Source organism: Micromonospora taraxaci, assembly GCF_007830095.1.
In the GTDB taxonomy this organism is placed as follows: Bacteria; Actinomycetota; Actinomycetes; order Mycobacteriales; family Micromonosporaceae; genus Micromonospora; species Micromonospora taraxaci.
Map to the genome: position 1 here is coordinate 4757718 of NZ_VIWZ01000001.1, position 21066 is coordinate 4778783.

Consider the following 21066-nt stretch of genomic DNA (forward strand, 5'->3'; position numbering starts at 1 on the left):
AGCGACGAGGATGCCGATGGGCCGCCAAGGCGCAGAGCGCGTCGGCGGCCCACCGTCTCAGCCGTTGTCGATCAGGCTGGCGATCTCGTTGTAGATCAGGTGTGCCTTCGCGCCCTGGTTCGACGGACAACCGCCGAGGTGGTGCAGGGCGATCGCACGGTGGCTGGCGTTCAGCACGGGTGAACCCGAGTTGCCGCCGGAGGTGTCACAGCTGTAACTGATGTTCCAGGTGTTGTAGTTCGCGTTCCGGACGGCGCAGGTCGCGCCGTTCTGGGTGTCCTCGAAGATCGACAGCCGCTTCGCGCTGCCGTCGCCGTGCCCGGGGATATAGATCCGGGTGCCGTTGCTGGTGGCGGCAGTTGCCAGGTACAGCGTGCCGAATCCCTGGATGGCGGCGAAGTTGTTCACCGAGAACAGGGCATAGTCCAGCTGGCTGGAGCCACCGCTGCTCACCTTGTAGAGGGTGGCACCGCTGACCTTGGTGCCGGCACCGGGATTCCCACCGCCGCAGGTGGCGCACTGGTAGTTGAACTGCATCTCGCTGCCGCTCACGGCGGACTGCGTCTCGAAGCAGTGCTTGTTCGTCAGCATCCGGTTGGTGTTACCGACCCGCCAGGTGGTGCACAGTCCGCCGCCGCTGATCAGCAGCCGCGCCACCGCCCTGCCCCGGGCGTACTCGGTGGGGTGGCTGTTCTGGTAGCAGACCACGTCCCGGCGGGCGTCGGTGCTGCACACGGACTGGGTGGAGAAGTTGTGCGCGGCGATCTCCATGCGGTCGTATCCGCGCCAGAACCGGTCAATGGTGGCGGCGCTGCCACGTGAGGGGCGGCTGCTGTGCACTGTCACCACGGCGGTGTCGCCCTCCACCGACATCGCCCAGAAACCCGGCTGTCCGTCGGTGGTGTAGTCCGAACCGGTCGCCCGGTTCAGGTGGCGGTCGTACCGGTAGCTCTCCTTGCCATCGCGGCTCGACACGGTGACGTAGTCGCCTTCAGCCAGTCGCAGTGAGCTGAAGTGGACCTTGACGTAGGTGGCGCCCGGGTGGTGAATGATCTGCGTCCCCCCGTTGGGGGCGGCGGACAGGGAGCTGTCGACGGTGCGGAGTTCACCGATCGTGGTCACACCCTCTGCCGAGAACTGGTGCGATTCCGGTGCCCGCTGGGATTGTGGCGCGACAGGGGCGACCGAGTACGCCTCGGCGGCGGGTACCGACAGGAGGCTCAGCCCGAGTGTGCAGGCAGCGAGCGCGACTGCGCCCGTTCGTAGGCGGCGCAGAGCATGTTTCATCTGTCGCTCCTTCTCAGGAATCAGCACCGAGACGTGCCTTCGGTCTTCATACCTGAGATCACGCAGGACATGTAATCTCATCTATGTCATAGCTGCGTGCAGGGCCGCTTCATCTGCCGTGGCGATGCGCCCTGATGTTCGGCCTCGCTGGCACTGAAGGCCCTCACCAGCGGACGATGGCGCAGGCAAGGGTGAGGCCAGGATTCCTGTGGTTCGCCGCGAGAGCCGAGGAAAGCGCAGGAGCTGGAATTACCGCATCCTCCGCTCGCGCGGAGGTTCCCGAGTTGAACGGGAATAGAAGGAAGCGCCTGCATGGCCTCGGCTGTCGCCGCTCACTCAGGGATCAGCTCACTGAGTCGATCCAGTGTATACGCCTCCGACCCGTCCGGCAGGTCCTCGGGCGTGTGAACGCCGATGAACGTGACCGGCTCGTCCGGGAGCCGACCGTCCCACGTCAACACCTCGGTCTTTGCGCGCCATCGGTCGACAAGGTAAGCGATGGTGAGGTAGCGCCGCTCCATCAGTGCTCGTACCCGGTCGGCCGTGGTGAACGTGTTGTCCTCCACCCGGTTGAATGACGGCGTACCCCGCAGATACAGGTGAAGCCAGACGGCCTGCCAGCCGGCCTCGCTCCCGGCGAACACCATCGGCAGCGCTATCCGACCCTGGCCGCGCAGGTGCGAACGCGCCCGGACCGTCCGTGCGTCAAATGGAGCACCGCGCTGGTCCTGTGTGCGGGTCTGGTACCCGAACATCGACTCGGCGACCTCGTCGAACGACTCGCCCGCGTAGATGTAGACCTGCGGAACGACATAGTGCCCGCCGCTCGTCAGGGGCATGTCGATGAACTCGGTTGCACCGTTCGTCGCCTCGGTGATGTCGCCGGAATGCACCACGCCGTTGTGGTGGTAGTTCGTCCACGACACCTGGCCTGCATCGTGGAACTCGTCATCGAGCAGCAGCACCGACAGGTCGTAGTCGGTGCGACGACTTGCCTGCCGCCAGTACATGAAGAAGCGCAGCAGCTCACCGGACACGGATGCCCGCGAGCCCCTGGGCAGGACCGCGAAGCCGCCCTCTGCTGCCTTGCCGGACAGCGGCAGTGCCACGTCGAGCACCTCCGGGTCCACCAGCAGCGGCCGATCCTGCTGAGGTAGTCGAGCGCTGATCTCGGTGTCGAGCAGCGACGACAGCTCGGCCACCAGCTCGGCCGGCAGCGGCGGCCGCTCGTCGGGACCTACCCACGCGCTGCGCGAGCGGCTCGCGTACATCCGGGCCGACGCGGGTGTCAGCCGGTTGTCGACATGCTCCCGCAGCGAGAGCAGCACTCGGCCCGACGCTGAGCTGAGCGCACCGGTGACTGCGTCGACGACAGCGGTTCGCTCCGGCTGCGACGCCAGCCGCAGCAGCCGGTCCGCAGATCGCAGGAGCAGGCCCGGCGCCGCAGACAGCACCGAGGTGGCCGAACTGATGGCTCCGGCGCGGATCGCCGCCTCCGCGCGACCGGCGAGGTTGCATACCCGTCGCTCGCCACGCGCAACCTCGAACACCGCCTGCGCGTGCGGCCACTGGTCGTACTCGTGCGGATGCAGCCGCTCCCCGAGCCGCTTCCACCGCTCCGCGTAGCGCACGACATCGCCGAGCTTGGCGGGACTCGCGCCGACGACATCGTTCAGCGCGGCGAGAAGCCCTCTCCGCTCGGGGCGTCGGAAGGCGCGGAATCGCGTGGGTGTCACGAGCGATGCGTCCCCGCCCGAGACCTGGCAGGCGAGGCGCAGCACGTCGGTTGTCGTGTCCACACCGACCAGCGGCCGGCCGAGGACGAGCCGGGTCCCGTTGAGCACGGCACGGTTCTCCCGTACCGGGATCGCGGCCGGCTGCACCGCGTCCACGCAGGCGACCGCGAGCTCGCTGAGGATCGCGAGGTCCGCTTCGCCAAGCGGCGTGTTGCTACCGGCCAGGGCCAGATACAGCCGCGTTGCCTCCACGTCGACGGCGTCACCGAGGCGCAGCAAGGTCACCCGGTCACCGGCTGCGGTGACCAGCTCGTCGTGCACGGCCAACAGCTCGGCATAGGTGTGCTGGTAGGTCCCATAAGCCGGCAGCTCCAGCAGGTTCACCGCACCCGAGGCGACGGCGTCCCGCAGCTGCTCGTCGGTTGCCGTGCCTCCACCGACGAACACGGCCGCCCGCAGCCGATCCGTCCAGAACTCGGTGGTGTCCGGCACGTCATCAGGGAAGCCGATGAAATAGGCGTTGTGTCGGACATGGTCGCCGACCAGTTCGCGCACCGCGGAGACCACCATGGCTGCCAGGTCCATCGCCGGCGCGGGGGCCAGGGCACCGATGTGTTCCAGCAGAGCCCGCGACGCCGAGAACCCGACATCGAGGAGTGCCACGTCCAGTTGTCGGGCCACCACCGTGCTATCGCCAGCCGCGCCAGCGCTGGCCGGCACGCGCAGGGTCTTCTGGATAATCAGCTTTTCGAGCACGTGGTTCCCCATTCCCGGTCAACTCCGGCAGTGCCGCCCCGCAGCCGCGGCACAGTGGGTCGCCGGGGACTCGAACCCCGAACCCTTCGATCCAACTAGGAGAAGGAAGCGCACCCATCACCGCGCAAGCGGGGAGCGGACGCGCTACTCAGTCGAATGCTCTAGCCATTGAGCTAGCGACCCAGATGTCGATCATCGCACCGGCCGGTCCGGCCTGGCTATTCCGTTTCCAAGTCGTCAGGCGGGCTTCAATATCCGAGACCGGCCGGACCGGCGTGATGGGGCACCGCCGTCCGTGCGGGCGAGCGGCGGGCCAGGAGATATCCGGTCACCGCGGCGGTGAGGCCGGCAAGCCCGGCCGCCGCGAAACCGCCCGCCGGCGCGGAGAGGTCGATCGCCACGCCGACGAGCGGGGATCCGAGCGCGAACCCTGCGCTCTGCGCCGACGACTGGAGACCTATGACCTCACCCCGCACAGCGGGTGGCGCCAGCCGGCTCACCGCGTCGGCCACCCTGCCAAGGGTCGGCGCGGTGAGTAGCCCGCTACCGACGACGGCCACACACAGCCAGGGCCAGTCGTGGGCCAGCCCGGCGGGAATCGTCACGAGCCCGAGCAGGCCGAGCAGCAACCAGGTCGGCAGTGGTCGGTTCAGCGCGCCGTAGATCAGTCCGCCGATGACGGACGACACGCCGAACACCACGACCACAACGGCGGCCCACGACACCTGACCTGCCTCCCGCAACGTGGCGACGATGGCGAGGTCGACGCCACTGAGCAGTGTCGTCGTCCCGAACGCCATGATCAAGGCGGCGATCATCGTGGCGCTCAGCCACTGCCTCCGTGGGGGGCGTTCCGCCGCGGCGGCGGCCGCCTCGCCCTCGGCGTGCAGGGGCGGGTTGAGCACGGCGATGCCGACGCCGCCGGCCAGGATGGCGATGCCGACACCCCACGCCACCACCTCGGGGGACACCGTGGCCGCGCCCAAAATCACCACCGCAGGCCCCACGATGTACGACAGCTCGCCCTGCACCGATTCCAGCGCGAACGCCGCCCGGCGCTGCTCCGGCGTCGTCATCGCGGCGATCGCCTGTCTGCTCAGCGCCTGGGCCGGCACCATCAGCAGGCCCGCCACGAAGCTGGCGACCAGCAGGAGCCCGTACGGCAGGACCGGCACGCTCAGCCAGAACACGACCTGCACGGTGACGGTCACCAGCAGGACGAGGCGCAGGCCCCGTGAGTCGATCATGCGACCGAGCAGCGGCCCGCCCAGCGCCACTCCGGCGGTCAGGGCCGCCGCCACACCACCCGCCGCCGCGTAGTTCAACTTCAGGCCGAGGACGACGAAGAGGGTCAGCGCCATCACGTCTGCGGTTATCGCGGTGCGGGCGATCAGCGAGACGCCCAGCAGCGGTGCCATCCCTGGCACCGCGAGCACCTGCCGGTATCCGGTCACCCAGATGACGCTAATTCCCCTGGCGCCTCATAAGAAGACGCCATCTTGTTCAGGCCGGCATAATGAATGCTTATGGCCAGGGATTTGGAGACCGCCCTCCTACGGTCGTTCGTCGCCGCCGTGCGGGAGGGCAGCATCAGCCGCGCCGCGACCGCTCTCGGGCACAGCCAGCCCGGTCTCAGCCAGCAGTTACGCAAGCTCGAGAGCACCGTCGGCCGTCCGCTGCTGCACCGGTCGTCGTCCGGTGTCTCGCCGACCCGGGCGGGAGAAGAACTCCTGCCGTACGCCGAACGCATCCTCTCGCTCGCCGCCCAGGCACTCGCCGAAACCGGGCGCACGCTCACCGGCCACTGCGGCGTCGGGTTGCTCGAAGACCTCGCCGCGTCCCAACTGCCGCAGGCCCTCGCCGACCTTGCCCGGCTACACCCCGGCGCGACGCTGGAGGTGCTCAGCTGTTCCAACGCCGCCATGCGGGAGGCCTACGACGCGGGCCGCGTGCAACTCGTGCTCGACGCGGTTCCGGATATTCCCGGGCCGCCACGCTGGACGGTGCGCGCCCCGCTGGTCTGGGCGACCGGGCAGGGCGTGGACGTGGCCGCCGATCCACTGCCGGTGGTGCTGTTCTCCAACCCGTGCTCCTGGCGTACGTCTGTGCTGGACACACTGGAACGCGCCGACCGGCGTTGGCGGGTGGCCTTCGAGAGCAACAGCCTGGTCGGGGTGCTGGCCGCGGTACGGGCCGGGCTCGGCGTCGCGGCGCTCATGCCCGCGAACCTCGAACCGGGCATGATCTGCCGCGATGCGAGTGCCCTGCCCGTCCTGCCGGATGTCGAGTTCGGTCTCGCCCGGCACCCCCGGACCGAGGGTGATCCGCTTGTCGACGCGGTGGAGACGGCACTGCGTCGCATCGTCTGAGCACGCGCCCTCGTCATCGGGCCGGCCATCAGCAGCCGTGGCTCGGCCTCGCCCTGGGCGGCGGTCACCACCCTGCTGCACTTCGACGTCTGACCGGACGCCCGCCACGAGGACATCACTCGTCGGGGCAGTCGGGCGGTCCAAGGCTCTATGGCGGGCGTCGCACGTGGCAACGGCGCCGTCAGCGGCTGATGGGTCGTAGGGTTCCGGTATGGCACAACGACTCGTCAGCGTGTGGCAACCGTTCTTTCTGGCCAGCGAGAGTCGCGGCGCTGCCGTCGATGCCGCGACCGAGTTGGAGGAACTCGGCTATTCACGGATCTGGTTCTCCGGCGGCTTCGGCGAGAACGTCGCCCCGCGCTTCCGAGAGATCCTGGACGGGACGACGCGCATCGGGGTCGCGTCCGGGATCGTGAGCATCTGGCACTCGTCGCCCTCCGAGGTGGCGGCGTTCGTCCAGGACGCGCAGGCGGCGCACCCCGGCCGGTTCCTGCTCGGTCTCGGCGCCAGCCACGCGGTGCTGGTGGAGGGCAGCGGCACCGACTATCGCAAGCCGTACTCAAGAATGGTGGATTACCTGGACGGCCTCGACGCGGCCGGAGTTCCGCCCGAGCGGCGCATCCTGGCCGCACTGGGCCCGCGGATGCTCGGCCTCTCCCGCGACCGTTCCGCCGGGGCACACCCGTACTTCGTCCCTGCCGAGCACACCGTCGAGGCCCGGGCGGCAATCGGGCCCGACCGGCTGCTCGCCCCCGAGGTCGCGGTGGTCCTGGACGCAGACGCCACCACCGCGCGCGCCACCGCCCGGCAGTACGCGAGTGGCTACCTCGCCCTGCCGAACTACACCAACAACCTGCGGCGATTCGGCTGGACCGACGAGGACTTCGCCGGCGGCGGCAGCGACCGCCTCATCGACGTCCTGATCCCCTGGGGCACCGTCGAAAAGGTGGCGGCTGGGCTGGAGAAGCACTACGAGGCCGGCGCAGACGAGGTGGCGATCCAGGTGCTCAACGGCGGCGACGCCACGACGTTCCCCGCCGACGCGTTCCGCGCTCTCGCCGCGGCCCTGATCTGACTCTGGAACAACCCACGTCCGCTCGACGCCTTCAATCCTGCCAGCGGTAGAGGTCGCGCAGCAGGGAAATCTCGGCACCGTGATGGATCAGCTCCCTGTTGACGTGCAGGACGATGCCCTCCATGGGAAACCGCTCGGGACCCACAGTGGGCGGATTCTCCAGGTCAGCGTCCGAGAGTTGGCGGACCCCCGCGTTCCATCTCCCGTACATCTCGTCGAGCTGTTTCAGCGCCTCGGCGGCGGTCCCCGCGTAGGGAAATGTCTGCGAGTCGACGTCCTGGCCGCCGAAGTGCCACCCGACCCGATAGCCCAGGCAGGAGACGACGATGTGCGCCAGCCGCCAGGCAATCGTGGTCACGGGCGCCGGCACCGGGGCAGGGGACGCGAAGTCCATCGTCCAGTCCCCCGAACCGACCGACATCGCTGCTGACGTCGTGCCACGTGGGCGGATGCTCCAGCAGCCGCGCACCGGCTCCCAGAAGTACTCCTCATCGGCAAGGCCCTGCAGCCGCGGCCGCAGATTCTTGTGCCAGTGCCGGTCCAGCTGGTCCGCGAGTCGCTCGCTTCTTGTCACTGCCGCACAGTACATACACCGCAGACCTGGCTGCTGGCCCTCGTGGACGCCGTCGCCGGCATGACAGCTGGTCAAGACCGCCCACTCCTCTGAGGACAGCATGAGTAGGTGCCAGAGCCCTCCGACCGGCATGGTCGGAAATGATGGGTACTCAACGAGCCGTTGCTGCACTTCGCTGCCGGGCCAAGCCGGTTGAGCCGTTACCTCCCCGGATTGGCGATCCGGCATGCCAATTCCGTTTAATGTCCTCGAGGAGTTGCAGCGCCTGTTCGCGACAGGTCGGATGCGCGATTAACGTGGTTTCGGCCACGAAGCTGCCTAGCAACGTTCGCAGCGGTTCATAATGATTCTTGGTGGCGCCACGAACCGCTTCGGTTCGCTCGCCTTCCCGACCTTTCTCGACAACGCGTGCGGTTGGCGTTATTGCGGTTGATCAGAAACGACGAGTGGGTAACGCAGACGACTGCGTTCGTGAATTCCCCGCTGCCGATGCTGCGGCGTCGGTTCTCAGACCAGCAACAGGAGTGAAAAGTGGGAAGCGAGCTGCGCCCAATCGGTGTCGTCCAGGAGGGCGGCAGGTCTGGTGGGCGCCGACGGTTTGCGAGGTCCCTCCGCCCCTGGGTCCCCCTGTTCCCGCTGACGGCTATCGCGTTCGTGCTCGCGTGGCTCAACCGGAGTCCGTGGTGGGGTTGGGCACTTGTCGTGGGGCTGCTCGTGGTGCTCGGTGCGACCGTACGCTCGTGGGCCCGAGGGCACGCGCTGCTCCGGACAGGTGCGTGGTTGCTCGCCGGGGTGCTCGTACTCGGGGCGGCGGTGTTCGCCTATCCACCGCCGCAGACCCGCATCGCGGGCGGCGAGGACCGCTCCCCGTCCGGTCCGGTGCAGACGCAGCAGGGGCCGATCACCGGCGTCTACAACGACGAGCGCACAGTCGAGGTCTTCGCGGGCATCCCGTATGCGCAGGCGCCGGTGGGGGATCTACGTTGGCGTGCGCCGGAGCCGCCGAAGCCGCGCGAGGGCGTGTTCGCCGCAGACCGGTTCTCCGCCGTTCCGGTGCAGGGCACCTCCACGTTCTTCACGCGGGCGCTCTCGCAGATCGTGGAGGTGCCCCTGGAAGGCACGCTCCTCAATCCGTATCCCGTGAGCGAGGACAGTCTCTCCCTCAACATCTGGCGGAGCACGACACGCCCTCCGGAGCACCTGCCCGTGCTCGTCTACATCCCGGGCGGCGGCTTCGCGACCGGCTCTGGCGCGCTCCCCCTCTACGATGGCGAGTCGCTCGCCTCCCGGGGTGAGGTGATCACCGTCACGATCAACTACCGACTGGGGTTGCTCGGCTTCCTCTCCCATCCCGAACTCGCCGACGAGTCCGCGCACGACGCGTCGGGCAACTACGGGATCCTCGACCAGATCGCCGCCCTGGCGTGGGTGCGCGACAACATCGCGGCATTCGGCGGCGACCCCGACCAGGTCACGATCGCGGGCGAATCCGCCGGGGGCGAGAGCGTCTGCATCCTCGGTGCGACACCACTCGCCGAAGACCTCGTGGACGGCATCGTCGCCGGCAGCGGAGCGTGCATGGGCACCACGGGGAACACCGAGCGCGGCGACCAGACTGACACGCGCGAGGCGGCGGAGGATGCCGGCCGCCGCCTGAGCGAGCAACTGGGAGGGGCGACCATCGAGGAGATGCGCGAGATGCCCGTCGAGCGCGTCGTGGACGCGGCGGGGGCGCTCGACGCGCACTGGCAGCCCTCCGTCGACGGCCACGTGCTCGAGCGATCGCCGGCGGAGACCTACGCGTCCGGAGAGCAACTGGACGTGCCGACCCTGGTTGGCAGCAACGCGGACGAGGCCTCGCTCGCGCTGGCCAGCCCACCGGGCACGAGCGTCGACGAGTACCGGTCGTCCGCACGCGAGACATACGGTGAGGATGCGGATCGGTTCCTCGATCTGTATCCAGGGGAGACGGCGGAGCAGGTTCTCGAATCGCTCCTGCGGGCCGAGACCGACAAGATCATGACCCGAGCCATGCGGCGCTGGGCCCAGCTGCAGACGCAGACGGGTGAGTCGGACGCCTACCTCTACTTCTTCTCACACATCCCTCCCGAGAAGGGGCTTGAGAAGTACGGCGCCTACCACGGTGCCGAGGTCGCGTACGCATACGACAACCTCGGCGCCGACAGTGCCGCCGACTACACGGAGGCCGACTACCGGCTCCGCGACCAGATGAGCGCGTACTGGGTCAACTTTGTCCGCACCGGCGACCCCAACGCACCAGGCCTGCCGGCCTGGCCGACGGTCGCGCAAGCGCCCGACCAGATCATGGAGTTCGCCGGCGGCAGCGGGATGGCACCCCGCCCACGCTCCGACGCCGTCGATTTCTGGATGGACTACGACGGGCCGATCCCCTAGGGCCTGTTTCATAAGGGCGGTCGAGCCGAGGCGGAGTCCGGGCGGCGATCCGGCAAGGCGCGGTTTCGTCCGGATACCGGTGTTGTATCCGGACGAAACCGCAACGCCGCCGGGCGTCGTCCGGGCCCGCCGCAGGCCGGCCAGGTCTTATGAAACAGGCCCTAGACGAGCACGTCCGAACGACCCCGGGTTGTCGGCGTAGACAAAGGGTGGTGGGGATCCCCCGTCTGTAATGGGCCTCTTCGGGTATGCGCGGCTGGCCAGCGCTTCGCTCCGAGGTCTGTCCCAGCCTGCGAGGTAGGAATGCCGGAATCATCGCCGCGCCGTGCACGGGGTGGGTGCCACCCCCCGGGTGACGTCGTTGAGTTGCGGGTGCACGGCGTGATGGGTGCCGGCGCGGATGACATCCTGGATCGGCCGCACGTGCAGCGGGTCGCCGGCGACAGCAAGGGCGGCTTCTACCGGCCCCGCAGAGGCTATGGTGACTCCCGAGGCGCCTGCGGCGTGGTGTTGGAGACGTACCGGTGGAGCGATCTACGCAGCGGAGCCGCCGCGAGGACGCTGTCGCTGGTGTTGCTGTTGCCGTTCATGGCATGCAACGTCGCGGCATGGATGCGGCCGAGGGCGAAGGTCAGCGGCGGTGTGGTCTGGGTAGGCTGCCGGCTGATCGGCCTGAGCCTCACGGCCCTGTACGTCTTGTCTTTCGTCGGCGTGGCGTTGGACCTGCTCGCGTGCAAGTGCATGTCCCTGGGTAGTTGCCTCGGGGGCCGGACCTGGCTGTCCTGGCTCGGCGGTCAACCGGTCGGATTGCGCATTGCGCTGCTGTCGCTGGTGCCCGTCGCCGCGATCTGGGTGTTGTGGCTGGTGGGCTCCCGGTGCGGCCACTGGTACGACAACTTCATCCCACCTACCGGCGAGCCGGGCGACACGGCACTGGGCGCGATCGGGACACGTAACGCCACGCCGGGAGTGGTGCGACTTCGCTCCATCCATGTGGCGACCGGTCTCGCCGTGCTCGATCTCAGTTTGATTGCGACGTTGTGGGCCGCGCGTGGACCGAGCCTCCTCGACATTCTGCTCACTTTTTGCGCCGCGCTCACCCTTGTCGTCATTGTCGTACTGGCGTGCGTACCTTCCGTCATCGACGCCGTAGCCGGCACCCCCGTGGTCGATGGGATGGCTCATGCCCTGCGGTCGACTGCCGTGGTGGTGACGATCGCCGTCATCGGGCGGGTCGCGTTCGACCGCGGCGAATGGCCCGCCGAAAACGGACTGCCCGGCCACGACGTTGCGATCGTCCTGCTCTTCGGGACGCAGGGCGTCCTGCTCGCGCTACTCGGGATCGCCGCGCTGGTGGGCCGGGAGGGCAGCCTGAGCAGGCTCCGCTGGTCGGGTGCGCCGCTGTTCGCGTGTCTGGCGGTGGGACTGGCGGTCAGCTTCGCCACCGAATTCAACTACCGCGTATCGGACTACCTCGACCGCGATCTGCCCACCCCCGACGTGCTGCCCACCAGCCCTGTTCTGGCATACAAGTGGACGATGTTCGGGTTCTTCGTGTCGGTCATTGGCGCAGCGGTCGCGGGTGCGGTGATGGTGCTGTTCACGCGGAGGAACCGACGACGGTCAGCGGACGAGATCGTCGCGCGCGACTTTCCTGAGGCAGATGCGGGGACCGCCCGACGGCGGACACAAGTGCGCGACGCAATCGCCCGGGCGCAATTCACGGAACGGCTGTGTCCGCTCGGATTGACCTACTGCTGCCTCGTCGCACTGAGCCTGGCTTTCACACTTTTGGCCCTGGACGAGTTGCAGCCCAGTGTCGCCGTGGAGGGCCTGGTCAGCCTGCCGTCCGATTTCGTCAGCGCGGGCACTCAGTTGGGAAGCTACCTGATGGCGTTGCTGTTTCTCGGTCTGTTCTTCGGAGGGCTGTTCGCCTACCGTACGACCACTTTTCGGCGCTACATCGGCATGCTCTGGGATCTCGGAATGTTCTGGCCGCGTGCCGCTCACCCCTTCGCCCCACCGTGTTACGCCGAGCGCGCCGTGCCCGAACTCGCGTGCCGTATCAGCATGCTGGTCCGGCAAGGAAGGTACGTGTTGGTAGCGGCGCACAGCCACGGGTCGGTACTCGCCCTGGCGAGCGTCCTGCAACTGGAGCCGTCCGTGCTCTCCAAGGTTGCCCTGCTGACGCACGGGTCACCGCTGAGACGCCTCTACAGCACGCTGTTCCCGGGATACGTGGGCAGGGATGTGCTGAGTGAGGCCGGCCGCCGATTGGGCTGGCGCTGGGTGAACCTGTGGCGTGACACCGATCCCATCGGCAGTTGGATCTTCACGTCCGGACGCGGGGGTGACGACGACGCGCTGCGGCAGCGGTCCGAAGTGGACCGTAGGCTTCGGGATCCGCAGGAGCTCGATGCCCGAGGCCGTGACACAGTGTGGCCCCCGATGTGCGGTCATCAGCCGTGCGTGACGGACGATCGATACGAGGCGGCGGTCTGCGAGCTGTCCGAGCGGCTCCGGACCGGTTAGCCGTCGCCGAACCTCAGGCGCCGCGAAGTGTGGTTCCATCGGCCTGCGGTGCCCGAAGGAACCGTGCAGTGGCGGTCACCGACTCAGCGGCGTGATTCGGCAAGGGTTGGGATGCAGGTCACCCAGGCGCTGCGAGCGGCTCGTCCCGAACGTGAGGTCCGGGACGACCCGCTCCCCCGAAGCAGGACACCCATCGGGGACGTACCCGCCGTCGATCGCGCAGGCTGCGCCTGCACATGCGCACGGCCGGAGGTCTGAACGCGGGCACCATGCCGGAGTTCGGCGTCCGGTACCCCTCAATGACCTGCAGGGGTCGAGGTCCTCCCGGCACCGTATGCAGCTGACCCGGTAGTGGCGCCGTGTCATCACCGCACGTGACGCGGTGTCACTGGTCGCGTCCGGTTGCTGACGCACACTGGGTGGTGACCGCTGGAGCGCGCGTTTCACCGAGACGACGCGGAGATGGCTGCGCCGCCCACCAAGTCCTGACAACGGGTCGGTCCAGGAGGCCGGTCGCACCAAGTGACACATCAACGACCGAACCAGCGTGGCTTGAGGTCCACGCCAAAGACACATGGAGAACAGATGGCAGTAAGAGTGAGCGATGCCCCCGAGGCCAAGCGATATGAGGCACGCGTCGACGGAGACTCCAAGGTCGCGGGCGTCGCGCAGTACATCCGTACCACCGAACTCGTCGCGTTCGTACACACCGAGGTCTCGCCGGAGTACGAGGGCCGGGGAGTCGGGGCAGCGCTGGCTCGCACCGCCCTCGACGAGGCGCGCGCCGCGCACCTGCTGGTCCTGGCCACCTGCCCATTTATCGCGGGATGGATCGCCAGGCACCCCGAGTATCAGGACCTGGTGTACCAGGCCCACAGCAGGGTCAGTGACTGAACGGACTGTACGGCCGATCATGGCGACGACGGAGGCCGCATGAGCAGCCCAACCGAAAAGAAGACGTATGAGGGCCAGAAGATCACTGTCACGTTCGAGGCGAGGCGTTGCTTGCACGCCGCCGAGTGCGTCCGTGGCTTGCCGGAGGTCTTCGACCCGGGCCAGCGCCCGTGGATCCGGCCCGACGGCGGCGGGGCGGCTGGTCGCCTTCGACGAAGCTGTGTCCATCAACGAAGCACGAGGGTCGTCACCCCCGGTCTATCCTCTTCCCGAGGTCAGGCCATCGACGGGAAGACCACCCACCAGTGTCCCTGACCGACATCGAGGTGGGAGATGCCGTATCTGAGTCCGGTCGCAGTACAGCGCGTCGAGGGCCTCGTCGTCGCGGCTTTCGCCGTCGTCGTGACCGTCACCGCCGGGTACCCGTGGTGGTCGCTGCTTGCCCTCTTCCTCGTCTTCGACCTGTCCATGCTCGGCTACCTGCGCGGGCCACGCCTCGGGGCCTTCTGCTACAACCTTGCGCACTCCTACGCGTTGCCGGCTGCGCTGGGCGCGGTAGCCGTGGCCGCGGCCGGGTTCGGCGACCCGATCGGTTGGCTCGGAGTTCTGGCACTTGCCTGGGTGTTCCACATCGCCGTCGATCGCGGCCTCGGCTACGGCCTCAAGACAGCCGAAGGATTCGAGCACACCCACCTCGGCGTGATCGGCAAGGCCAGAAGGCCGGACCCGCTTTGACGGGCGTCCAGGATCAGGAGCCTGATGGGTTCCGGGAGGGCGAATCCAGCGCCGACAGGGAACTCCGGGCCTCGTCGGCGAGGTTGCTGTTGCCCAGCCTCTCGTACTCGTTGATCGCCGCTCGGAACGCCTGTGATGCCTCGTCCCGACGGCCCTGAGCGGCAGCGACCGATCCGAGGGCTTGGTGCGCCGCGCCTACCCCGGCGCCATGTCGAATCCGCAGGAAGATCTCCAGCATCGCGCGGAAGTCCTTTTCGGCGTCACGGTGCCGCTCGTCCTCCACAGCGAGCCAGCCACGCTCATGGAGGCAATATCCGCGGAGGAACTCGTCGTCCAGACGCTCGGCAATGCTGAAGGCCCGCCTCGTCAGGGCAGACGCCTCCGTCGGGTGGCCGGCGAGCTTGTGTCCTGCGGCCAGCCCCAGGAGCACGTAGCCGTGCAAAGCCGTCTCCGGCGCCGAAAGGAGCACTGCCGCTCGTTCCAGCACGGGAATGCTGCGCTCCGGACGATGAAGGGTGTTGTAGAGGACGCCCAGGGCGGAGCGAACCTCGATCTCCTCCTCGACGGCGTGCGATCGTTGGAACAGTCGCAGGGCCCGGAGCAACTGCTCTTCCGCCTCATCCGAACTGCCGTGCGCCCGCAGCGCCTCGCCCAGCCGACGCGTGGTCTGTGCCAGCTCTCCCGGATCGCCGAGTCGCTCGGCGACTGCGACGGCGTCCTGCGCCGTGGCCAGCTCACGCTCGACCTCGCCGGCCAGTCCGTAGGAATGCGAGACCCATCGCAATGCCCGCACCCTTCTCCGCTCATCGGCTGCCGCTCGCTCCACCGACCGCCACAGCTGTAGCCGGTAAACGTGGTCGTCGGCTGCGGTCAGCAGCGGGTGTACCGCCTCCACCAGTGCCCACGCCTGATCGGTGAGTCCCTCCGCAACCGCGGTGCGCAGCACGGCCAGGATGTTGTCGCGTTCATACGCGACGTCGCCGCCGGAAGCGGCCACATCCCGCAGCCAATCCAGCTGTCGGATCAGACAGGCAGCACGGTCGTCGGGTGTCTCTTGCCGCTCAAGCATCTCGGCAGCGAACAACCGCAGAAGGTCGTGCAGCCGATAACTCGACGGTGTCGGCGCCTCGACCAGGAAGGCGTCGACCAGCCGGTCCAAGGCATCCTGCACGGCCCGTCGACCAAGTCCGCACCGACGGGCCGCCGACTCGACGCCGAACAACACACCCGGATGCGCCCCGGCTCGCCGGAACACCAGCCGGTCCACGTCGCTCAATTCGTCGTACGTGGACTGGAAGGTCGACCTGATGGCCCTGTCGCCCAGCCGCAGCTCGTCGAGTCGTCGATTCTCGTCCGCCAAGCGGTCGGCGAGGGCGGACGGCGTCCAGCTGGGGCGGGCCCGGAGCCGAGATCCGACGATGCGCACCGCAAGCGGGAGCCCCGCGCAGATCTCGACCAGCCGACGCGCCCCCGAGGGGTCGGCCGCGACCCGATCCGCTCCGACCGTCGCGCTCAACAGTTTCAGTGCCTGCCCGGGCGGTAGCGCGTCGAGGGTCAGGACTGCGGCTCCCGGCAGATCGGCGAGCAGCCGGCGACTCGTGACCACTGTGAGACAGCCTGCGCCTGCCGGGATCAGCGGTCGCACCTGGGCCGCGTCGATGGCATCATCGAACAGAACGAGAAGCCGTCGGTCGGCGACCGCCGACCGGAAGCGTGCGGACAACTCGTCGAGCGTGCCCCGCCGTTCCTCAGCGTCTCGGCCGACCGCCCGAAGCAACCGGATCAGCGCTTCCTGTGGTTGCACGGGCGTGGCACTGGCCCCGCCCAGTTCGACGTACAACTGGCCGTCCGGGAAGTGCTCACGTACCCCATGGGCGTACGACAGGGCCAGCGCCGACTTTCCGGTGCCCCCCGCCGCGCAGATAGCGACGACCTGGGCTCCCGCCCCGACCAGCTCCTCGACAGCAGCCAGCTCCGCCTCGCGGCCGACGAGTTGGGGCGCGACCGGAAGTTCACTCGGCGGAGCCGGGTTGTCCGCGGGCGGGGGAACCGGTGCCGCCGAAGGCTGGCTGGTCTGTCCCAGCCGGTGCTGCCACAGGGCGAGACCGACCGCGGTCAGGGTCAGGACGACGACCGTGGGCCAGGCCAGCCATCCGTACGCCGCGACCGGCTCGGGCAGTTCACCGCCGGTCGCGACGTTGACCACGACAGCCAGCACGACTGAGAGCAGACTCGATACGGTCACCAGCAGTAGCGCCACATGCCGGCCAGGAACACCGTTTCCGTTCCCGGCGAGACGACGCGGGCCACCACGGCCTCTGACGCCACTCAACCGAGAGCCGCCCTCGCCGCGTCGAGGAACGCCAGGCGGTTCGCTTCGAGACGGTCCCGGACGCTTTCCCCGTCCGGCAGCCCCTCCCAGACAACGAGGTTGAGATCGAGGAAGTAGGCCCGCGCCGCCTCATGCACCGCGAGCGGGAACGTCAACCGGATCAGCCGCTCCGAGACCCAGACCCGGTTCATCACAGCCTGCGTCGCAACGAGCCACTCGTCGCCGACCGACCAGCTCGTCGGACGGGTGAACGCGCACCGCTCCGCCTCAGCCGTCACCTCGATGAACCTCTCAAGCTGGGCGAGCCGTTCCACGCGACGGCTCTCCGCCTGAGCAACACCCCGCCGCCGTTCCTCGGCCCGCTCCGCCGAGCGCTGGGTCTGATGCTGCACCCCGAAGGACAGGACACCGCCGAGGGCCACACCACCCAGCGAGACCATCGACACCCAGATATCGCTCGGCATGCGGCCATGATGCCAGTCCTACTCCGCGCGGAAGTGCCCTCGTGAAGGGCACAGCCGAGGTGAGGGACCCCGCGTCAGCACAGTTACCGACACTGACCTTGCCTGGGCCTCCCCCACACGCCTTGCGCACGAGGGTGCCTCTTTGTCGAACCCCAGCGCTCGTACGCTCTGCCATCGACCCGCCTCTGGGAAGCAGGCGAACGCCCGGTCCGCCAACGTCCGCGGACCTCGGCGCGGTGACCGTGAGGCCACGCTCCACCAAGGAGCCTGATCGGCATCAGTAACGACCCCGTTTCGGTGCGGTCGATGTCAGAACGACCTTCGCACCGCCGCAACACCGCAGGCCGCCAGGAACGCGACCGCGATCAGTCCGATCCGCAGCCAGGGCACATCCCGGCTCGGCCGTACGCCGATCGACACCGCCAACGCCAACTGCGCCAGCAGGGCCAGGCAGATGACGATGCTGAGCGACCGGTAGGTGTTTCCGAATTCGGACCAGAACACCCAGGTGCCGTAGATGGTCGGGACCGCAAACAGCAGGCTCAGGCCGATCAACGGGACGGCCAGCCTCCATCGCATGCTGGCGCTCACCGCTGCTCCTCCCGGCCCTCGGTCGCGGGACTGTCCAGAGCCTCCACCTCAACGGTCAGCTCTGCGCCCGCCTCACGAAGCTGCCGCGCCTGACGTTCCCATTCGATGCGCTCGTCGCGCGAGAGGGCGTCGCGCTCGTCGAGCGATGCCGTGAAGGCATCGTCCAGCGCCCGGCCGTGCCAGGAGAACGTCGCCGCCGTGCGCAGGTCAGCATCACCGCTGAGGACGGCGCGGGCCAGGGAACCCAATGGGTCGTTGCCGGCGCGGCTTTTGGCGAGTGTCGTCAGGACCGCGCGAGCCAGCGGCTGGCGATGGATGTCGTCGGTCATGGCCTATCCCTGCTGTCCGGGGTGCTGATAGGGCTGGAGGTCGGGAAGAGCGGCGACGGCCGCGCCAGCCTGAATCATGCCAATGGCGCCGGCGATGCCCTTGAAGGTGGCCTCGGCATTACCGTAGAAGGTCGAAATCTCTTTGTAGAGGTCGTACGCCTGCCAGGCGTAGTAGGCCGCCACGCCGTATCCTACGACCGGCCCGATACCCGTCTCGATCGTCGCCGTGCCGACGGCCGAGGCCAGGTTGACGACGATCAGGACGTCGATGAGCTTGGTGATCAGGCCACTGACCACGTCGAAGAGATGCTTGGCAGCTTCGGCAGCCTTGGTGTAGAGCTCGGCGTACTGATCGCACGCCGGGTGCAGGGCCGCGGCCGCGCTACCGAGCTTGAGCTGGAACTCCTGCTCAGCCTCCGCAGCCTGGCCGCGCCAAACCTCCGGGACGTCCGCAGTGGTGGTGACGAGGTTGCGGCCGACTTCGAGCAGCGCGTTGCCGATGATCCGCCAGGCCGCAGCGCAGTGGATATAGGCGTCCCAGTCGCCGCTGAGCTGCTTGCTCCAGTCCTCAAAGGGGTCGTGCCCGAACAACCACACGCTGACCTGGCGCAGCCAGGCAGCAGGGCTGATCAGATCCGCGAGAGGGTTGATCTTCCACATCTCGACGGCGGTCGCGTAGTTGGGCGGCACGAGCTTACTGGTCGGCTCGGTGACATCAGCGAACGGAGAGCGAGGAGCGGTGGGCCACAGGTCGGGACGGCCAGTGCTGAGCGCGCCCCACATCGCCGCCGGGTCTTTCGCGCCCGGATAGGTCTGGTCGAGCCGGCTTGCCGACTCTGCGTCGGATCTGGCGTAGGCAAGCTGGGCCGCGTTGATCTCAGTGGCGGCGCCTCGGCTCACCATCTCCAACCGCTGCAGGCCCTGCGTCATCCGGTTGTACGTCACTCTGTGCGGACTGGCGAAGATGACCAGCAGACCTTCTTCGGCGAAAGACAGGTCGCAATGCCGCTTGACGTACGCGAGCGTGTCGGTGACGTCGTTCGATGCCCGGTGGAGCACGTTATACAGCCCGTCCAGGCCGGCAGGATCTACGTAGAAGCCGCTCATGTTCCCCCGTTGAACGTCGTTCGGCTCTTTCGCGAATACGAACCGTACTCGTCTGTGATCAACAGCGTCAACGGGTTCCTCGGCGGACAGTCATCCGCCCGACACGAGAAGTCATCCGTAGTGCGGCAGGAGCGGGCGTTGTCTGCGATAGGCAGGCCGCCCTGACGATCAGGACCGGTTCACGCCGACGGCGGCGCGGAGGTCCCGCCGGGCGGCGGACCGTAACCGCCTGGAGCGGGCGGCGTCGAAGGAGCGGTCCATTTCGCCGGTGTTAGCGTCGCCAGCATGACTGTGCAGATCACCGCCAGGCAGTTCCACGAGGCCGACGGTGTCGAGGACTGGCGGTCCCTCTACCACCTGGTCTCGGCCCATTTCCGGACTGATTCGCTGGCTGAAGGCATCGCGCTCGTCGATGAGAGCGGTCAGCTCGCCAGCGAAGACGAGCAGCGGCACCTCAGCGTCGACCTGCGCCACGCCGGCGTCACAGTGTCCCTGTCTCGGCGCGACATCGAGCTCGCCCGGCAGATCTCGGCCGCCGCCAGGGCGCTGAACATTCCCGCCGACCCGACCGCCGTACAGCTCATCAACGTCACCCTCGACGTGCTCGTCAGCGCGAAGGTGCTGCCATTCTGGCGGGCGCTGCTCGGTTACCGCGAGATCAGCGACACCTACCTGGCCGACCCTGCATGCCGCGGACCAGCCTTCGGGCTACAGAAGATGGAAGCAGCGCGTCCACAACGCAACCGCATGCACCTCGATATCGCCGTCCCGCACGATCAAGCCGAGGCCCGCATTGCCGCCGCCCTGGCCGCGGGCGGCCACCTCGTCTCCGAGGCGCACGCGCCGATGTGGTGGGTACTGGCTGACGCCGAGGGCAACGAGGCGTGCGTCGCAACCTGGGTCGGCCGCGAATAGGGCTGCTTGCGGTTGGATCGGTTCTCTGCGGAGGGCCGGGGTTCGGGGCGTAGCCCTGCGGTTAAGGGGTCACGTCTTCCGTCATCACGGTCGGCTGGGGCCGTCGCGACCTGCTTGCGGACCACCTTGACGCCGCTAGCGCACGATTCGGCAGACATGCCCTGCTAACCGATGGGACCTGGCCGGGGTGGGGCCCAGGAGGCAAGAAGGGCCAGCCCGATGCTTCGGACCAGCCCTCCGACCTCCCAGAGTCCATGCTCGTCCGCCCATGCTTGCGCCGGTCGTCACCCAGCTAGTCACTCTCCCCGTCAGCACTCTTCACGGCGGCCTCGAAGGCATCGGGCCTCGTCCGCCGTAGAAGCTCGCACCGCTCGGCGAAGATGTCGAACGCTCGTTGGAGGCTGCATGCCTTGGTTTGGCGAATCGCCTTTACCGCCAGGACGTGCCGCCCTTGCACGATGAGGTCGTCGATCGACTGCCGAGCGTCCACGCGATCATCATGCAGGACGACTGTCAGCTTGGGAATCGCGTTGATTCACACCCTGAGTAGCCATGCCATCTGGTAGAGGAGCACGAGGCTTTCAGGCTGAGGCCGTCCGAGCGCCATCGTCGGCCCGTGTTGACCGTTGTCTCGGGCACGGACCGGGCACAAGACGGTATTGCCGGCTCTTTGCTGCGCCCACCGTTGTCGTGATCGGGGATATGCGAGTACATCAGTACGTCTACTTCTCGTTGCGATCAGAGAACATGTTCCGGTCTCCGCGCCAGCCGCCGGGTGTGTTGCGTGGCCGCCAGCGGAGCGACGGCCGCGCGCCCAGGTCGCGGCGCGTGCGGCCCATTCAGGGCCACCCTGAAGACGTACAAAAGGTTCTCACCACTTCGCCGGCAGCCGTGTCGTACTCCGGTTGATGCGTTACAGGTTGACTTCGCTTGATGCGTTACACGATCCCCGACC

Annotated in this window: 17 protein-coding genes and 1 tRNA gene; 8 read left to right on the forward strand and 10 right to left on the reverse strand. The window is 68.0% G+C overall.

All coding sequences use genetic code 11. The features are described 5' to 3' along the window. Positions 1–57: 57 nt before the first annotated feature. The 4 genes from FHU34_RS21485 to FHU34_RS21500 all read right to left on the reverse strand — a co-directional run bounded on the left by FHU34_RS21485 (position 58) and on the right by FHU34_RS21500 (position 5233). Positions 58–1287, reverse strand: coding sequence for a trypsin-like serine peptidase (locus FHU34_RS21485; protein ID WP_145783359.1), 1230 nt, complete (start codon positions 1285–1287; stop codon positions 58–60). A 332-nt stretch (positions 1288–1619) separates the two neighbouring features. Further along, positions 1620–3779: a TerD family protein gene (locus tag FHU34_RS21490; protein WP_145783361.1), complete on the reverse strand. Its 2160-nt coding sequence runs from the start codon at positions 3777–3779 to the stop codon at positions 1620–1622. A 55-nt stretch (positions 3780–3834) separates the two neighbouring features. Then, a tRNA-OTHER gene (locus FHU34_RS33070) sits at positions 3835–3962 on the reverse strand. Between the two features lie 65 nt (positions 3963–4027). Then, positions 4028–5233: an MFS transporter gene (locus FHU34_RS21500; protein WP_208745055.1), complete on the reverse strand. Its 1206-nt coding sequence runs from the start codon at positions 5231–5233 to the stop codon at positions 4028–4030. 72 nt (positions 5234–5305) lie between these two features. Between FHU34_RS21500 and FHU34_RS21505 the strand changes: the two genes are divergently transcribed. Further along, positions 5306–6148 carry a LysR family transcriptional regulator gene (locus tag FHU34_RS21505; RefSeq protein WP_167524869.1) on the forward strand — a complete coding sequence of 281 codons (843 nt, stop codon included), beginning with the start codon at positions 5306–5308 and terminating at the stop codon, positions 6146–6148. A 211-nt stretch (positions 6149–6359) separates the two neighbouring features. Continuing rightward, positions 6360–7223, forward strand: a complete 864-nt coding sequence (locus tag FHU34_RS21510; protein ID WP_145783367.1) for a TIGR03620 family F420-dependent LLM class oxidoreductase — start codon at positions 6360–6362, stop codon at positions 7221–7223. Between the two features lie 31 nt (positions 7224–7254). Here the strand turns inward: FHU34_RS21510 and FHU34_RS21515 are convergent, their stop codons facing one another. Further along, positions 7255–7797: a DinB family protein gene (locus FHU34_RS21515; protein WP_145783369.1), complete on the reverse strand. Its 543-nt coding sequence runs from the start codon at positions 7795–7797 to the stop codon at positions 7255–7257. A gap of 780 nt (positions 7798–8577) precedes the next feature. Here FHU34_RS21515 and FHU34_RS21520 point away from each other — a divergent pair. From FHU34_RS21520 to FHU34_RS21540, 5 genes are all read left to right on the forward strand, one after another. Further along, a complete protein-coding gene (locus FHU34_RS21520) occupies positions 8578–10212 on the forward strand; it encodes a carboxylesterase/lipase family protein (protein ID WP_208745056.1) in 1635 nt (544 codons plus the stop codon). A gap of 372 nt (positions 10213–10584) precedes the next feature. Next, on the forward strand, positions 10585–12744 hold the full coding sequence (locus tag FHU34_RS21525) for a hypothetical protein (RefSeq protein ID WP_244311780.1): 2160 nt from the start codon (positions 10585–10587) through the stop codon (positions 12742–12744). A gap of 585 nt (positions 12745–13329) precedes the next feature. Continuing rightward, complete coding sequence (locus FHU34_RS21530) at positions 13330–13638, forward strand: GNAT family N-acetyltransferase (protein WP_145783373.1); 309 nt, start codon at positions 13330–13332, stop codon at positions 13636–13638. A gap of 39 nt (positions 13639–13677) precedes the next feature. Beyond that, the gene (locus FHU34_RS34280; RefSeq protein ID WP_145783375.1) at positions 13678–13953 is read left to right on the forward strand and encodes a (4Fe-4S)-binding protein; all 276 of its coding nucleotides are present in this window, start codon (positions 13678–13680) and stop codon (positions 13951–13953) included. A gap of 18 nt (positions 13954–13971) precedes the next feature. Then, positions 13972–14373 carry a DUF4260 domain-containing protein gene (locus FHU34_RS21540; RefSeq protein WP_145783377.1) on the forward strand — a complete coding sequence of 134 codons (402 nt, stop codon included), beginning with the start codon at positions 13972–13974 and terminating at the stop codon, positions 14371–14373. Between the two features lie 13 nt (positions 14374–14386). Here the strand turns inward: FHU34_RS21540 and FHU34_RS21545 are convergent, their stop codons facing one another. The 5 genes from FHU34_RS21545 to FHU34_RS21565 form a co-directional block, all read right to left on the reverse strand. Next, positions 14387–16591 (reverse strand): ATP-binding protein, encoded by a 2205-nt coding sequence (locus FHU34_RS21545; RefSeq protein WP_167524870.1) that lies wholly within the window; start codon positions 16589–16591, stop codon positions 14387–14389. A gap of 110 nt (positions 16592–16701) precedes the next feature. After that, entirely contained in the window at positions 16702–17169 is a 468-nt protein-coding gene (locus FHU34_RS21550; RefSeq protein WP_145783381.1) for a hypothetical protein, read from the reverse strand. Positions 17170–17478: 309 nt separating this feature from the next. After that, the gene (locus tag FHU34_RS21555) at positions 17479–17760 is read right to left on the reverse strand and encodes a hypothetical protein (protein WP_145783383.1); all 282 of its coding nucleotides are present in this window, start codon (positions 17758–17760) and stop codon (positions 17479–17481) included. Then, positions 17757–18089: a hypothetical protein gene (locus FHU34_RS21560; protein WP_145783385.1), complete on the reverse strand. Its 333-nt coding sequence runs from the start codon at positions 18087–18089 to the stop codon at positions 17757–17759. The genes FHU34_RS21555 and FHU34_RS21560 overlap by 4 nt, the downstream gene beginning before the upstream one ends. Before the next feature lie 3 nt (positions 18090–18092). Then, a complete protein-coding gene (locus FHU34_RS21565; RefSeq protein WP_145783387.1) occupies positions 18093–19196 on the reverse strand; it encodes a hypothetical protein in 1104 nt (367 codons plus the stop codon). Positions 19197–19481: 285 nt separating this feature from the next. Here FHU34_RS21565 and FHU34_RS21570 point away from each other — a divergent pair, with 285 nt between their 5' ends. After that, entirely contained in the window at positions 19482–20111 is a 630-nt protein-coding gene (locus FHU34_RS21570) for a VOC family protein (RefSeq protein ID WP_145783389.1), read from the forward strand. The last annotated feature ends 955 nt before the right edge of the window (positions 20112–21066 follow it).